The sequence below is a fragment of the Pseudoalteromonas holothuriae genome, assembly GCF_945859825.1.
Taxonomy (GTDB): Bacteria; Pseudomonadota; Gammaproteobacteria; order Enterobacterales; family Alteromonadaceae; genus Pseudoalteromonas; species Pseudoalteromonas holothuriae.
Genome location: NZ_CAMAPC010000001.1, coordinates 291,005 through 305,553 on the forward strand (window position 1 = coordinate 291,005; position 14,549 = coordinate 305,553).

The 14,549-nt window shown below is 40.2% G+C and carries 15 protein-coding genes; 7 read left to right on the top strand and 8 right to left on the bottom strand.

Features of this window, described 5'->3' with window-relative positions; genetic code table 11:
• The first annotated feature begins 84 nt into the window (after positions 1 to 84).
• The 3 genes from OCI93_RS01300 to OCI93_RS01310 are packed head-to-tail and all read left to right on the top strand — an operon-like array spanning position 85 to position 2,475.
• Positions 85 to 519: an ATP-dependent zinc protease family protein gene (locus OCI93_RS01300; RefSeq protein WP_261591577.1), complete on the top strand. Its 435-nt coding sequence runs from the start codon at positions 85 to 87 to the stop codon at positions 517 to 519.
• A gap of 2 nt (positions 520 to 521) precedes the next feature.
• Positions 522 to 1,427: a 30S ribosomal protein S6--L-glutamate ligase gene (rimK, locus tag OCI93_RS01305; protein WP_261591578.1), complete on the top strand. Its 906-nt coding sequence runs from the start codon at positions 522 to 524 to the stop codon at positions 1,425 to 1,427.
• A complete protein-coding gene (locus tag OCI93_RS01310) occupies positions 1,414 to 2,475 on the top strand; it encodes a succinylglutamate desuccinylase/aspartoacylase family protein (RefSeq protein WP_261591579.1) in 1,062 nt (353 codons plus the stop codon). Before rimK ends, OCI93_RS01310 begins: the two co-directional genes overlap by 14 nt.
• 22 nt (positions 2,476 to 2,497) lie before the next feature.
• Here OCI93_RS01310 and OCI93_RS01315 read toward each other — a convergent pair whose 3' ends face one another.
• From OCI93_RS01315 to recQ, 4 genes are all read right to left on the bottom strand, one after another.
• Positions 2,498 to 3,064, bottom strand: a complete 567-nt coding sequence (locus tag OCI93_RS01315; protein ID WP_261591852.1) for a mechanosensitive ion channel family protein — start codon at positions 3,062 to 3,064, stop codon at positions 2,498 to 2,500.
• A 48-nt stretch (positions 3,065 to 3,112) separates the two neighbouring features.
• Positions 3,113 to 4,810, bottom strand: a complete 1,698-nt coding sequence (locus OCI93_RS01320) for a BamA/TamA family outer membrane protein (protein WP_410007607.1) — start codon at positions 4,808 to 4,810, stop codon at positions 3,113 to 3,115.
• 78 nt (positions 4,811 to 4,888) lie between these two features.
• The gene (locus OCI93_RS01325; RefSeq protein WP_261591580.1) at positions 4,889 to 5,185 is read right to left on the bottom strand and encodes a DUF3630 family protein; all 297 of its coding nucleotides are present in this window, start codon (positions 5,183 to 5,185) and stop codon (positions 4,889 to 4,891) included.
• Between the two features lie 16 nt (positions 5,186 to 5,201).
• On the bottom strand, positions 5,202 to 7,019 hold the full coding sequence (gene recQ / locus OCI93_RS01330; protein ID WP_261591581.1) for a DNA helicase RecQ: 1,818 nt from the start codon (positions 7,017 to 7,019) through the stop codon (positions 5,202 to 5,204).
• 110 nt (positions 7,020 to 7,129) lie between these two features.
• Here recQ and OCI93_RS01335 point away from each other — a divergent pair, with 110 nt between their 5' ends.
• Positions 7,130 to 7,585 carry a thioesterase family protein gene (locus OCI93_RS01335; RefSeq protein ID WP_261591582.1) on the top strand — a complete coding sequence of 152 codons (456 nt, stop codon included), beginning with the start codon at positions 7,130 to 7,132 and terminating at the stop codon, positions 7,583 to 7,585.
• Positions 7,586 to 7,792: 207 nt separating this feature from the next.
• Complete coding sequence (gene rarD, locus OCI93_RS01340; protein ID WP_261591583.1) at positions 7,793 to 8,710, top strand: EamA family transporter RarD; 918 nt, start codon at positions 7,793 to 7,795, stop codon at positions 8,708 to 8,710.
• A 58-nt stretch (positions 8,711 to 8,768) separates the two neighbouring features.
• On the opposite strand, the gene OCI93_RS01345 is transcribed toward rarD, so the two are convergent.
• On the bottom strand, positions 8,769 to 10,004 hold the full coding sequence (locus OCI93_RS01345) for a GGDEF domain-containing response regulator (RefSeq protein ID WP_261591584.1): 1,236 nt from the start codon (positions 10,002 to 10,004) through the stop codon (positions 8,769 to 8,771).
• 353 nt (positions 10,005 to 10,357) lie between these two features.
• Positions 10,358 to 10,729, bottom strand: a complete 372-nt coding sequence (locus tag OCI93_RS01350) for a MaoP family protein (RefSeq protein WP_261625598.1) — start codon at positions 10,727 to 10,729, stop codon at positions 10,358 to 10,360.
• A gap of 87 nt (positions 10,730 to 10,816) precedes the next feature.
• On the opposite strand from OCI93_RS01350, the gene OCI93_RS01355 reads away from it, so the two are divergent.
• The gene (locus OCI93_RS01355; RefSeq protein WP_261591587.1) at positions 10,817 to 11,662 is read left to right on the top strand and encodes a LysR family transcriptional regulator; all 846 of its coding nucleotides are present in this window, start codon (positions 10,817 to 10,819) and stop codon (positions 11,660 to 11,662) included.
• Between the two features lie 215 nt (positions 11,663 to 11,877).
• Positions 11,878 to 12,807 (top strand): porin, encoded by a 930-nt coding sequence (locus OCI93_RS01360; protein WP_261591589.1) that lies wholly within the window; start codon positions 11,878 to 11,880, stop codon positions 12,805 to 12,807.
• Positions 12,808 to 12,894: 87 nt separating this feature from the next.
• Here the strand turns inward: OCI93_RS01360 and OCI93_RS01365 are convergent, their stop codons facing one another.
• The gene (locus OCI93_RS01365) at positions 12,895 to 13,146 is read right to left on the bottom strand and encodes a YfhL family 4Fe-4S dicluster ferredoxin (protein ID WP_261625599.1); all 252 of its coding nucleotides are present in this window, start codon (positions 13,144 to 13,146) and stop codon (positions 12,895 to 12,897) included.
• Positions 13,147 to 13,148: 2 nt separating this feature from the next.
• Positions 13,149 to 14,507 (bottom strand): prephenate-dependent tRNA uridine(34) hydroxylase TrhP, encoded by a 1,359-nt coding sequence (gene trhP, locus OCI93_RS01370; RefSeq protein ID WP_261625600.1) that lies wholly within the window; start codon positions 14,505 to 14,507, stop codon positions 13,149 to 13,151.
• Positions 14,508 to 14,549: the final 42 nt, after the last annotated feature.

The window sequence follows — 14,549 nt, forward strand, 5'->3', positions numbered from 1 at the left end:
GTAATTTTTTAATTGTTTGGATAAATAATATTCACTGTTATATGCTGAATATTGCTGTATAAAACAGGTTTTTAAGGAGCGAGTATGTCGAACATGATACATGTTGGTTGGCGTGAATGGTTATCCTTGCCTGAGCTGGGGATTATGCGTATTAAAGCCAAAGTTGATACAGGGGCACGTACCTCTTGTTTACATGCTTTTAAAGTTGAAACGTATGATAATCATGGTCAAGCATGGGTGAGGTTTTGGTTGCACCCAGAGCAAGAGCGTGCAGACATAGAAATTTGTTGTGAAGCACCAATAAAAGATGAAAGGCAAGTTACAGACTCTGGTGGTCATAAAGAAATGCGCTATGTTATAGAGAGTAATGTAACAATTGGCGGGCAAAGTTGGCCGATTGAATTAACACTGACAAACCGCGATAACATGAAATTTAGAATGTTATTAGGACGCACAGCGATGGCAGGACGGATTGTTGTTGACCCAAGCGCTTCGTACTTAACTAAAGAAATGGAATAACAATGAAGATAGCGATTTTATCACGCAACAAACAACTTTACTCAACGCGTCGCTTAATTGAAGCGGCAACACAGCGCGGGCACGAAATTTTAGTATTAGATGCGCTACGTTGTTATATGAACATTAACTCTCAAGAGCCAGAAGTACATTTTAAAGGTGATAAAGTCGTTAATGTTGAAGCGGTGATCCCGCGTATTGGTGCATCTGTTACTTTTTATGGTTGCTCAGTCTTACGTCAGTTTGAAATGATGGGTGTATATCCACTGAATGAATCTGTTGCTATTTCACGCTCTAGAGATAAATTAAGATCACTACAATTATTATCTCGAAAGGGTGTAGGTATGCCCACAACAGGGTTTGCGAGTAAACCCGATGATGTTAAAGACTTACTTGAGATGGTTGGCGGAGCCCCTGTGGTAATTAAGTTGCTAGAAGGGACGCAGGGTATTGGTGTGGTATTGGCTGAAACACGTAAAGCCGCAGAAAGTGTTATCGAAGCGTTTATGGGACTCAAAGCCAATATTATGGTGCAAGAGTATATTAAAGAAGCGGGCGGTGCGGATATTCGTTGCTTTGTTATCGGTGATAAGGTTATCGCTGCAATGAAGCGTCAAGCGCAAGAAGGAGAGTTTCGCTCTAACTTGCACCGAGGAGGCAGTGCGAGTTTAGTACGCATCACACCAGAAGAGCGCAAAACAGCCGTGGCGGCCGCTAAAGCAATGGGCCTTAATGTGGCCGGGGTTGATTTGCTGCGTTCAAGCCGTGGTCCATTGGTGATGGAAGTAAACTCTTCTCCAGGACTTGAAGGTATTGAAAAAGCAACAGGCAAAGATATTGCTGGTATGATCATTGAGTTTATTGAAAAAAATGCAGCTTCAAAAAGGACCGCAACTCGTGGCAAAGGCTAAAATAAATAGACCCTTTACTTTGTTAGATACGACCATTGGGGTAGGTGAGCGAAAAACGTTGTCATTAGAGATAGCTAAGCTATATACCCACACACCGTTGACTATTCCGATTGAAGTGGTCAATGGATTAGAGGCAGGTCCTGTTGTATTGGTTTGTGCCGCTATCCATGGTGATGAACTTAATGGCGTTGAAGTTGTTCGCCAATTGTTGGCTAAAGTTGATGTACAAGAACTTAAAGGTACTTTAATCGCAGTTCCGGTAGTAAACGTGTTTGGTTTTGTACAAAAATCACGTTATTTGCCCGATAGGCGTGATTTGAACCGCTGTTTTCCGGGCTCTGTTCGCGGTTCATTAGGGGCAAGAATGGCACATATGTTTTTCTCTCAAGTGGCAAGTCTATGTACGCATATTATAGATTTGCATACCGGAGCAATTCATCGCTCAAACTTGCCACAGATTCGAGCTGATTTATCATGCCCTGAAACCGCTGAAATTGCGCATGCCTTTGGCACGCCTGTTGTTATTGATGCTTCTTTGCGTAATGGCTCATTGCGCAGTGAAGCAAGCAGTCGCAATATTCCCGTTATTACTTACGAGGCGGGCGAAGCGTTGCGTTTTGATCCATTAGCAATAGCAGCGGGTTTACAAGGTGTGGAAAACGTACTTAAAAAGTTGAGAATGTTAAAAGGGCGGCGACGTAAAAAAGGTCCTGAAGCAGTGATTGCTGCCTCTACTAGCTGGGTTAGGGCTGAAGTTGATGGTATTGTGCGTGCGCAAGTTAATTTAGGAGAACGAGTAAGTAAAGGCCAAGTGCTTGCTTACATTGATAACCCACTAGGTAATAATGAACTTGCGTTGCTTGCTCCGAGAAGTGGCATTGTCATTGGTCAACAAACAATGCCATTAGTTAATGAAGGTGATGCGGTATTTCATTTAGCGTATTTTGCTCATGCAAATAGCATTGTTGGGCAGCAAGTAGAGTCGTTTATTGATGAGTTAAGTGAAAATAACTATTCTAATGACAATAGTGTTGAGTTAAATAATTAACTGTTTTACTCATCACTATTTATTATTTTGGACCTAAAACTCGCTTGGTTGTGGGAGTTTTAGGTTTTTTTGGCTCATCACACAATACTAATACTGGGCGAGTGACAAACAAGTTATTAGGATAAATAACGCGATGCCCCTCTAAATTTCTTAGCACGACATTCATCAGCCCCATTTCAACGATACAGCCTTCAACATGGTTTGCGCCATCAATAATGCGTACCCAGTTACCAACGCGACAATAGTTTTGTATAAACATTAATAAAAATGAGGTGAGATTACTTAACAAAGACCAACCTGCAAATAATGCGACACCAAGCATGGCAAATAGGGAGGAACCAAGCACTAATAAGCCTTTGAGTTCTATTCCCCAAAACACCAGCAATAAACACAATAGCAGCATTGCGGTGATCATCTTTAGTAATAATTCAGCTCTAAGTTGGCGATGGGTGTCGATTTTCCCTTGTGTGACTTTATCTAACAGGCGTCTGCTTAATTTAAATAGAATAGGAAAAAGTAGCACGACAAAAATAGTGATGACAACACGATATTGTTCGCTCAGTATATCTGTAAGGTAAAGCAAGATAATTTATCTCATAGCATGGGTTGGCATGTTTATATCATAGCGTTGAGGTTCTTAAAAGCGATTCTTAACAGTAAACAACCATTGTACGCCATCAATGTTATTGGGTCCATTTAGTGGTGCTGCAACATCGAGGTGAAGCACTAACCCAGCATTGGCTCTACTTGGAGCTAGACGAAGACCCATCCCCACATTTTTGAGATAATTAGGGTCGCTATCGACTAAGGTATTGCCGCGTACGCGGCCGATATCAAAAAATACCGCGCCACCAACTTTAAACAGTTGCAATAGGTCATACTCCCAGTAGTATCGTTTTTCTAAATTAACTAACACACTTTTACTACCATGTTGGTATTTTATTGGATAACCTCGCAGGCCTGTTTCACCTCCAAGTGTTAATTGCAGATCTTCAGTGAGGTTTTTTGCAAATCTCAGCTGTACTTTGGCATACCACGATTGGTATAAACTGCTATTAAAGTAGTATTCAAAACTCGCTTGAGAAATCATGTTGCGGGCACGGTTTTGTTCGCTATTCCATTGCCCATTGAGTGCTAAAGCGCTGCGCCAGAGGCTACGTTTTGAAGTATAGTGGGCTTTTTCTACGGTAAAATTATAAATAAAATGGTTTTGATCATCACTAAGTTGATTGTCAGAATAGCCAATAGAGGCGTTGATATTCCACCCTAAATTCAGATCCTCGGTACGATAGATAGAGTCAAAATTTCTTACCTTTATATAGTTATCTTCAAACCAGTGCGCTTGAATATATGGATAAGTTAGCCTTCTATTTTGGGCTATTGGCAGGCGCGAAGCATTGGTTGCCTTAAAGGTATCCTCATGATTTCGAAAGCCAATACTTAAGCGTTGTGTCCAGTCATTTGCTAACTGCTTAGCCGCACCAAGATATACGTCTGATATTTTACTATAATGCTCATATTCAGAGACTTCTTCGCCTGCTTGGTATAAAGACTCAATTCGGCGATTGTTGAAATCTGAAATACCGTAACTATATGGCGTCTCTGTGGAAAAGAAAGGGTAATGCACACCGATATAGTGACGTTTACCATCACTGTTGTCGGCATACTCAATTCGACCGCGATAGCGTGTTGATAAAATGTGCGGGTCGTCGTATACAAACAAGTAACCAGAGCGGTCTTTGTCTTTTGTTTGTGTAAGAGATAAACGCTTACCCCAGCCTAATAAATTTGTTTCTCTAAAACCTATTCGAGATGAGTTTTCGCCACCACTGCGGCTAAAACTTAATTCAGGTAACAAAGTCCACAGGTCACGGGTTACCACATTTACTTCTATGTCGCCATGGCAGTCTTCTTCGGCAAATACACGAGCATCATACAAAAAGCTCTGATTTCTTAGTAAACGCTCAGACTCAACCAGTCTTTTTTGGGAGTACGATTCGCCTTCTTTAAACAGTAAAATGCTACGTAATACTTCTGGTTTGGTGGTGATATGCGCACGATTGGCGAAGCGAAACAAAGCATTATTCTCTTCGGGTAAACTGGTATCAAATACATTAAGTTGGTGAAAGCTAATACGTGTTATACGTTTTTCATCACCTTCATCGGGTAACTTAGGCGCTGTATCTAATTGCCTATTCAAGTTGTTATTAAGTGCCTCGGCAGGTCGCTGGTTAGAGCAGCTTTGTGTCATTTCACCAATATTATTCGCACAGGTATAGGTGCTTGTTAGGGTGCTGATAATGACAATAAATAGATTGCATGTCAGTGCTTTCATTTGCAGCTCCCAAAGAGTTATTTAGTCTTATGAATTTGTTACTATAGCTAAACCTTTATCTGTAAGTCTATTTGATAATTAAGAATTTGATAGAAATAATTGTGCTAAATTAATTAAGTTGGAGAGTGAGTCAGCACCTTCAGGCGCAATCCAAATACTATCGCTGTAGTGTTCAAAGTTTAAATTAAAATTGTGTTGTGTATAGCTAAAGCGCCATTGGTGACGGTCAACGCCTTGAGAGAATTCGAGCATTTGGATATGCTTTGAGTTGTGTAAAAATATTTCTCCCCAAAGCTCAAATTCATCAGCAGCAGGCAGGCAACTTGGCGTGATAATTAAAACTTGGTGTTCTGAATCAAGTTCAATGTGGCTCATATATACTCTCTAATGATTAGCTTGCAGCAAGGTAGTTGCGGATTAGTTGCATAAATGGTGCACCATATTTACTTAGTTTGGTAAATCCTACGCCTGAAACTTTTAAAAACTCGCTATCGTTGGTCGGCATAATCTGTGCCATTTCTGCGAGTGTTTTGTCGTTAAATACCACGTATGGTGGCACATCATCTTCATCTGCTAGCTGTTTTCGCAAACTACGTAGTTTAGCAAACAGCTTTTTATCATAATTAAATTGCGCCAGTTTATCTTGATAAATGTGCTTAGCTTGCAGTCTTGGCTCAGCTAACTGTAATGAATATTCACCTTTTAATACGGCTCTTGCAGCTTCAGTGAGGTGTAAGCTTGCACCTTGAGTAATGTCTTGATTTAGCAAACCGTGGTGAATGAGCTGGCGAAGAACACTGAGCCAGTACTCATTACTATGTTGTTTTCCGATACCATAAGTACTTAACGCGTGGTGCTGGTTATCGCGGATACGACTCGTATTGGCACCACGTAGCACATCAACAATATATCCCAACCCAAAACGTTGCTCTGCACGATAGACGCAAGATAGCGCTTGTTGCGCTACTAATGTGCCATCAAAACGCTTTGGTGGGTTAAGGCAAATATCACAGTTACCACATGGTTCTCTTTGATATTCACTAAAATAATTGAGTAAAATTTGCCGACGACAAGTTTGCGCTTCGGCAAAACTGGCCATGGCATTAAAGCGTTGTTCTTCTACACGGCGTCGGTGCTCATCTTCAATATCTTCAAAAAAGCGTTTAACACGACCAATATCAGCAGGGTCAAAGTACATAATGGCTTCTGCTGCCAGTCCATCTCTGCCAGCACGTCCAGTTTCTTGGTAGTAGGCCTCAATACTTTTTGGGATATCGTAATGCAATACAAAACGCACATTTGATTTGTTTATACCCATGCCAAAAGCAACGGTTGCGACAACAATATGAATATCATCTCTGGAAAACGCAGTTTGTACAAACTGGCGTTGCTCGTTACTCATTCCTGCATGATAGGCTGCTGCATTAAAACCCGCATCGGCAAGCTTTTGCGATATATCATCTACGCGCTTGCGGCTAGTACAATAAATAATGCCACTTTGTCCTTTTTGAGTTTTAAGGTAGCGCATTAGTTGTGAAAGAGGTTTAAATTTTTCTTCGATGGTGTAGCGAATATTTGGCCTGTCAAAGCTGCCTGTGTGAATGTACGGCTGGTTTAGACCAAGCTGTTGAACAATGTCTCTGCGAGTAGCTGTATCTGCGGTGGCAGTTAGTGCCATCATCGGAACAACAGGGAAGTGTTGTTTTAGTTCGCTTAAACGACAGTAATGTGGCCTAAAGTCATGACCCCAATGAGACACACAATGGGCTTCATCAATCGCAAATAAGCTAATGTTCAAGTGCCTCAAACGCTCTTTAAATTCGTACTGAAGCACTTTTTCAGGGGCCACGTAAAGTAACTTTATATCACCTTGGTGCAGACGCTGATAAATATTTTGCTGTTGCTCAAAAGTAAGGCTGTTATTGACAAATTCAGCCTTTATATCTAGTGCCTGTAGCTGTGCAACTTGATCTTGCATTAACGAAATGAGTGGTGATATCACCACGGTGAGTCCAGGTAAGGTTAATGCGGGAATTTGATAACAAAGTGATTTCCCGCCGCCTGTAGGGAGCAATACTAAGGCGTCTTTTGCTTCAAGCACCGCGTTGATCACGGCATTTTGGCCATCACGGAACTCACTGTAGCCAAAGATTTCTTTGAGCACAGTGTGTGTATTGGTTTGTTTTGAACTAAGCGCTAGGTTTTCCATCGCCGAGCATTTTAGAGGTTTTTACTTCACTTGTCTGTAACTTTTAGCGCTTGCAAAATATGCGATTAAAGCATAACTTTTACTGGTCTGATGAGTTTTGTGAGCAAAGTATGGATAGATCATTATTAATTAATCAAGTGGGCAACATTTTTGTTGAACAAATGCCGTTTAATCGATTATTAGGAATTTCAATACACACGTTAAATGCGAAGTGTGCAATGATTGAGCTGCCATGGAAAGATGAATTTATAGGTAACCCAACACAAAAGATTTTACATGGTGGAGTTATTTCAGCTGTACTAGATAATGTGGGAGGTATGCTCGCTGCTGCCTCTATTATCAACAAGTTACCAGACGAGGAACTATGCAATGTACCTCATAAGTTAGCCACATTGGGCACAATCGATATTCGTACTGATTTTTTACGCCCAGGGCGAGGTGAGAGTTTTATTGCCAGCGCAACATTGATCCGATCTGGTAACAAAGTATGTGTGTGTCGAATGGAGTTGCATAATGAGCAAAATTTACAGATTGCTTTTGGGACAGGGACATATTTAGTGGGGTAATTGAACTTAGTTTAATGTTAAACAAAGCTAATACCTCAACGATAAACACGACTTAATAACTTAAGGGGCTTTAGTGCTTTTTACTTTAAAGTTATTCAGTCTCTTTCTCTAATGCACTTTATCGCATTAACAAAACCCTTACCTTAAATTGACTAATAACGGTATATAAAACAGGTATAATGCGCCCTTAATTATTGAGGGGATGATATGAGCCAAGAAAGTGCAACGCAAAAAGGCTATTATTTTGCGATTTTAGCGTTCTTAATGTGGGGCTTAGCACCTATTTATTTTAAGCAAATTGACTTTATTGGTGCAGTGGAGATTTTGGTTCATCGCGTAATATGGTCTGCGTTGTTTATTGCTATCATCATTGTGTTGCTCAAGCAGTGGCATAAAGTACAACATATTGTTAAGAAACCAAAACTAATGATTATGTTGTGTATCAGTGCTTGTCTTCTGGGCTTTAATTGGGGACTGTTCATTTGGGCTGTGAATAATGGGCATATGCTAGATGCGAGCCTTGGTTATTATATTAATCCGTTATTGAATGTTTTGTTGGGTATGCTCTTTTTAGCTGAACGACTGAGAAAGTGGCAATTAGTAGCTGTCGGTTTAGCGGTTGTTGGGGTAGTGATTCAAGTGGTGAGTTTTGGATCTTTCCCTGTGGTTGCTTTTGCATTGGCGTGTTCTTTTGCGGTGTATGGTTTAATTCGTAAAAAAGTACCCGTTGAATCTTTGCCTGGTTTGCTGCTAGAGGCCGCTATTTTATTACCATTTGCAGTCGCTTATTGGTTTTTTGCTTCACCGACAGCTACCTCAGATTTAACAGTAAATAGTAATGCAGTTAATATCCTGCTAATTAGTGCCGGTATTGTTACGACGTTACCATTATTATGTTTTACTGCCGCAGCTAAGCGTATACCATACTCAACCTTAGGCTTTTTTCAATATATTGGTCCTAGCTTGATGTTTGTGCTAGCGGTCGTGTTTTATGGTGAAGAGTTCTCTGCTCAACGTATTGTTACTTTTGCATTCATTTGGGGGGCACTGGCATTGTTTAGTTGGGACTCTTATCAATGGGCACGCAAGGCGCGAAAGCAGAAAAAAGCACTGCAGCAAAGCTAATATGCAAAGTGCTGATAGGTAAAGTGCTGATAGGTAAAGTGCTGATAGGTAAAAGTAGCTAGGAAACGACTTTGTTTCTGCCTAGTTCTTTTGCCTCATATAGTTTTTTGTCGGCCTCCTTTAATAATTCGTCAATTATAGGTTCATGTTTAGATACAAGTCCAATGGAAATGGTAAAGGGTATCTTATGAGGAGTAAAAGACGAGCTATTGAGCTCTATATATTGTCTAAACTTCTTCAGAGACTCAAGGTTTTCTTCAGAGCTGTTATGTAGAAAATAAATAACAAACTCTTCGCCTCCTAAACGTGCGACTAACTCATTGGCAAAAAATTTATCAAAAGTTTTTGCAATGGCTACCAGTACATCATCGCCTGCATCATGACCATGGTCATCATTTATACGCTTAAAGTGATCGATATCTATCATTGCCACTTGGCTAATTTGTTGTTTTACCGTGCGTATTTTTTGTGCTTGATTTGCTTGTCCAAAAAAGTATCTACGATTTGGCAGTTTGGTCAAGTAGTCGGTATTTGCTTGAAGTCTAATGGTTGCAATGTGATCAAGCATATCGACGTTTAAACTCAACCGACAATAAAACTCTTCCGCATTAAATGGTTTTCGTAAGTAATCATTAGCACCGCTTTTTAAAAATCGGGCCGACAAATGCGGAGAGTTCGAACCTGACACGCCAATGATCACTTTATCTTCATTGCTGTATAAACGACGAATTTCAGCGCATAGTTCGTCGCCATTCATTCTTGGCATCTCATTGTCAGCGATAATGACCGAAACATCTGGATTTTGCTGTAATACTTCTAAGGCATCAACACCATCAACAGCTTCTAACACTTGGTATTTATGTCTGTAGAGTAGGCTACTGATATACATTCTGGCGTGGCGAGAGTCTTCAACTACAAGCACTTTTACATCTTCATTACGAGGTAAGCGAGCTAGTTGCTTTTTTAGATAGTGGTAAGCTTGTTTATTCTCTTTCGTTATATAGTCAATAACAGGGTACTTATCTACCGTTTCCCTTGTCTGATTGTCAATATTTCCAGTCATTACAATGGTGGGAATTTCGGCTTTGATGGTAACGGGTATTGCTTCACCATTTGGTGCATCAGGTAAAATAAAGTCTACAACTGCGCAAAAGTACTGATGTTTATTGATTAGTGCTTCTGCTTGTTCAAGTGATTGTGCTACGTGAGCTTCATACCCACATGAAATGGCAATGTGTTTTTGCACGCGAGCAATTGCAGGAGTATCTTCAATGATAAGTATTCGATGGGTCACTATTCCCGCCTTGTTATAATTCTTCGCACATGTAAGTTTTAAACTGATCTGCTAACAAATGCAATCCTACAAAGTAGTTAACCTCAGGTTTGGATAAAAGTTTTTAAATAGTAAATACGTAATAACCCATATATTTATCATCCAATGATGATATTTTGGTCAATATCAAGGCGCTTTTGTGCAGTAATAGCTGGCTATTGCAAGTAAAAGCAACGTAGATAGTAGGCAAATTCGCTTATCCAGAGCTGAGATTAGTTAGCTTGTTAAGTTTAGACCATTCTGAACATATACGATACGTTATGGGTTAAGTGAAATGAAGAAATATGGGTGCCTAGAATTGACACCCTTGGGTATTAAAGATCGTCATCAGCGCTACTATATAGAGGAGCATATGAATCAGGTACTGATCTTGAGCGGCCAAACAAGGTATGAAACTTGTTCTTACAGGTTGTGAGTTTGAGATATTTGGTCCAAGTACGCTCAATAACATTGCTCGAAGGCACTCCTTGCTCCATCACATTAACGAACTGAAGTTGAAAACTATTTTGTGGTTCGCTTTGTTTATTGTATAAGCTTTTAAGAAGCACGCCATGTTGCTCTAGGACCTGTGCTTCTAAGAGTGTAAAGTGCCCGCTTCGGCTAAAGCCTCTGGGGAAGTTTGCGTCATCGTAAAAGGCGCGGGGGCTTACAAAAGCGTTACGTAAGTTAATTAGATTCTGATCCATAACTCAATCCTCACATTGATATTGGATGGAGTATGGAACAAGATTGTGTTTTTTTTAAACAAATTTTTTTTATCGTAAGGAGCAAAAGTGGACATAGATCTTTTAAAGACTTTTGTGGAAGTGGTTAAAACCCGCCATTTTGGTCGTGCGGCTGAAAATTTATATATTACTCAGTCCGCTGTCAGTTTTAGAATTCGCCAACTAGAGCAGAGTTTAGGGGTTAATTTATTTATTCGACAGCGCAATAATATCCAGTTAACGGCCCCAGGAGAGCGCTTATTACCCCATGCAACCATGATATTAACAGGGATGCAGCGAGCCAAAGTAGATGTGGCTTTAGCAAGCAATATGCATAAGCAATTAGCGTTATCTGGTACCCCTAATATTTGGGATGCATTTTTGCAATTTGGTATTAATAATATAGTTGCCGCTATGCCCGGGGTTTCGTTGGTGGCAGAAGTGAAAGCGCAGCAAGAAAGTACTAGGTTGTTGCTTGAACGTACTTTGGACTTAGCTGTGTTGTTTGATCCCCCCAAAGTCGATGAATTGGTTGTAAAGTCTATTCGTGATCTGGCTATTATTCCAGTCAGTACGTTTGAATGTGAAGATGCCTTGGCATTTTTTAATAACCAGTATGTATATGTGGATTGGGGAACGGCTTTTTCACTTTGGCATGCCAAACAGTTCTCTGGTAGCACCCCGCCTTATTTTAGAACCAGTACAGGGCGAATTGCACTTGATTTAATCATGCAATGTGGCGGCAGCGCTTTTATTCCACACGCATTAGCACATGACATGATAGAGCAGGGCAAGTTGTTTCATATAAACTGTGTTGAACAGGTATCAAGAGAAATATTTATTGCATATCACAAAGATAACGAGCAAAAAGAGCAGATAGAAACCATTACAAAATTACTTGAATCACTTGCATGATGTCATTTTGATGTTTTATTTGTGACATGTTTTTATTTTGGGTAATGTTTTTAAGGTGTTATATTTAAAGACTTATTTTTAAATGCTTCTAAAAGATTTCACTTTTAAGTCTTTTTTATTACTTAAATTACTTGAGTGTAATATTTTTGTCATTAAGCGCTGGCACACTGCGCATGTTTAAAAAACTTACGTGTTGCGATATTGAGGAAATACACATGAAACTAACTAATTCTGCACTTTTGTTCTCTGTATTGAGTGCACTTTCATTAAATGCCTACGCGGATGTGTCAGTGTATGGTAAGGCGAACGTTTCACTGCAATCTAGTGATGATGGTGAAGGCTCTGCCACTGAAATAAAAAGTAATGCGTCGCGCCTTGGCTTTAAAGGCGCAGAAAAGTTAGAAGGTGGTTTAGAGGTTATCTATAAACTAGAGTTTCAGGTGGATGTGTCTGACGCCGACTCAAAAAATGGTAAAGATAATATTACCGCGCGTAACCAATATGTTGGTATTAAAGGCAATTTTGGTGAGGTTGTGATTGGTAGAAATGATACGGCTTATAAACAATCTCAAGGCAAACTTGACCTATTTAATGATTTAGAAGGTGATATTAAAAACCTATTTAAAGGCGAAAACCGTCTAGGTAACTCAATTTCGTACAAATCTACCAGCTTTAATGGCTTTAAGTTTCTGGGGACTTTTATTGCTGAAGATAACAAAGACGGTGAAAACGGCTACTCAACTGCATTGACTTACGGTGATAGTAAGTTAAATAAAAGTGCTATTTATGCAGCCGTTGCAGTCGATAGTGAAGTGAATGGACGTGACGCCGTTCGTTTTGCCGTGCAAGGTAAAGTTGCTGACTTTAAACTTGGTGCCATGTTCCAAACCCAAGAAAAAGTGGATGGTTCAGAAGAAGCGGATGGTTATATGCTAAACGCTGCATACAGCTTTGGTGCAAATACACTCAAAGCACAATACCAAGTCATCGATTTTGACCAAGGTGACAAGCTAGATGGTGTATCAATTGGCATCGACCATAAGCTTAACAAAGCCACAAAATTATATGGCTTCTACTCAACGTTTGACGGTGACAATCAAGTTGAGCGTGATTACCTAGGTTTAGGTATTGAGTATAAGTTTTAACTCAAACCTGTAGGTGTAAGTGCTTTCGCTTAAACATTACCGGAAAATCTGAGCTAGCTTGTAACAAAGCTAGTTCAGCTTTATGGGTTAGATTTGTCTGGTCAAACGTAAATACTTTTCAGCCAATGTGTCTAAGTCTTCCTTGTGATTTGGGTCTGGCTTAATACAGTCAATTGGGCAGACACTAACACATGTCGGCTTATCATAATGGCCTACGCATTCAGTACATTTATCTGGGTCTATCTCGTAGATTTTCTTACCAAAATAAATTGCTTGATTGGGGCATTCTGGATCACACATGTCGCAGTTGATGCATTTGCTGTTAATCATCAAGGCCATGGTTAGACCTTTTTAAATGGATTGCGCGTATCTTGATTATGATCTAGGTTGCGCAAAAGTATTGCATGATCAAGGTTGATATCTTCAGGCAAAGGAATTTTTACGATATGACCAGAGCCTTTTGCATCGTCAATACGTTCACCTTTTTTGTTTTCCATGCGCTCAAGTTTAAACGCAATATTACCTTGTGGTGTCATAAGTTCTAGGCTGTGGCCGGTACAGAATTTATTTTTAACATCAATTTCTACCAAGCCATTATCATGACGCCCGAGTATTTCTCCTACAAACTGTTGCTTGTCAGATACCGAGTGACCGTATTCATAGTTTTGATAATCTTGGTGTGCATGGCGCTTTAAAAAACCTTCGGTGTAACCACGGTGTGCTAGGTTCTCTAGCGTACGCATCAGGTTAGGATCAAATGGTTTGCCAGCTACTGCGTCATCAATGGCTTTACGATACACTTGAGCGGTGCGCGCGACATAATAAAATGATTTTGTACGGCCTTCTATTTTTAAACTATGCACTCCCATTTTTGTGAGCTGCTCTACATATTGTACGGCACGCAAGTCTTTAGAGTTCATGATATAAGTGCCGTGTTCATCTTCAAAAGCGGGCATATATTCACCGGGCCGACCTTGCTCTTCAAGCATAAATACTTCTGAAGAAGGTTGGCCTTCACCCAAAGTAGGGATCACTGACTTAGGGTCGATTTTATGAACTACGTCGCCCGTTTGCGTTTCTTTACCTAACTTAACGTCATATTCCCAACGACAGGCATTGGTACAAGTACCTTGGTTTGGATCGCGTTTATTGATATAACCCGACAGCAAACAGCGGCCCGAATACGCCATACACAGCGCACCATGCACAAATACTTCTAATTCAGTTTGTGGGCACAGAGTACGAATTTCAGCAATTTCTTCCAGTGACAACTCGCGAGATAAAATCACTCGCTCAATCCCTTGTTTAGCCCAAAATTGTACGCTTGCGAAATTTACCGCATTGGCTTGTACTGATAAGTGTATGGGCATATCTGGCCACTTATCTCGCACTAACATAATTAAACCAGGATCTGACATGATCAATGCATCCGGTCTCATGGCAATCACAGGTTCAATATCTCGTAAATATGTATTTACTTTTTTATTGTGTGGCGCAATATTCGATACTACATAGAGCTTTTTATTTTGTTGGTGGGCTTCATTGATACCTAGCGCGAGATTATCTAAATCAAATTCATTGTTACGTACGCGTAAACTATAGCGAGGTTGTCCAGCATAAACTGCATCAGCACCGTACGCAAAAGCGTAACGCATATTCTTTAAACTACCCGCAGGCGAAAGGAGCTCAGGTATAAACATGGTAAAACCTCATCATTGAACTGGGTGCAAGCCAGCTGTTGG

Excerpts from the sequence above, each read along its gene's own strand:
- OCI93_RS01350 (WP_261625598.1), bottom strand. The coding sequence starts at position 10,729 with ATGGATCAGAATCTAATTAACTTACGTAACGCTTTTGTAAGCCCCCGC.
- OCI93_RS01300 (WP_261591577.1), top strand. The coding sequence starts at position 85 with ATGTCGAACATGATACATGTTGGTTGGCGTGAATGGTTATCCTTGCCT.
- trhP (WP_261625600.1), bottom strand. The coding sequence starts at position 14,507 with ATGTTTATACCTGAGCTCCTTTCGCCTGCGGGTAGTTTAAAGAATATG.
- rarD (WP_261591583.1), top strand. The coding sequence starts at position 7,793 with ATGAGCCAAGAAAGTGCAACGCAAAAAGGCTATTATTTTGCGATTTTA.
- OCI93_RS01365 (WP_261625599.1), bottom strand. The coding sequence starts at position 13,146 with ATGGCCTTGATGATTAACAGCAAATGCATCAACTGCGACATGTGTGAT.
- OCI93_RS01325 (WP_261591580.1), bottom strand. The coding sequence starts at position 5,185 with ATGAGCCACATTGAACTTGATTCAGAACACCAAGTTTTAATTATCACG.
- rimK (WP_261591578.1), top strand. The coding sequence starts at position 522 with ATGAAGATAGCGATTTTATCACGCAACAAACAACTTTACTCAACGCGT.
- OCI93_RS01360 (WP_261591589.1), top strand. The coding sequence starts at position 11,878 with ATGAAACTAACTAATTCTGCACTTTTGTTCTCTGTATTGAGTGCACTT.
- recQ (WP_261591581.1), bottom strand. The coding sequence starts at position 7,019 with ATGGAAAACCTAGCGCTTAGTTCAAAACAAACCAATACACACACTGTG.
- OCI93_RS01335 (WP_261591582.1), top strand. The coding sequence starts at position 7,130 with ATGGATAGATCATTATTAATTAATCAAGTGGGCAACATTTTTGTTGAA.
- OCI93_RS01320 (WP_410007607.1), bottom strand. The coding sequence starts at position 4,810 with ATGAAAGCACTGACATGCAATCTATTTATTGTCATTATCAGCACCCTA.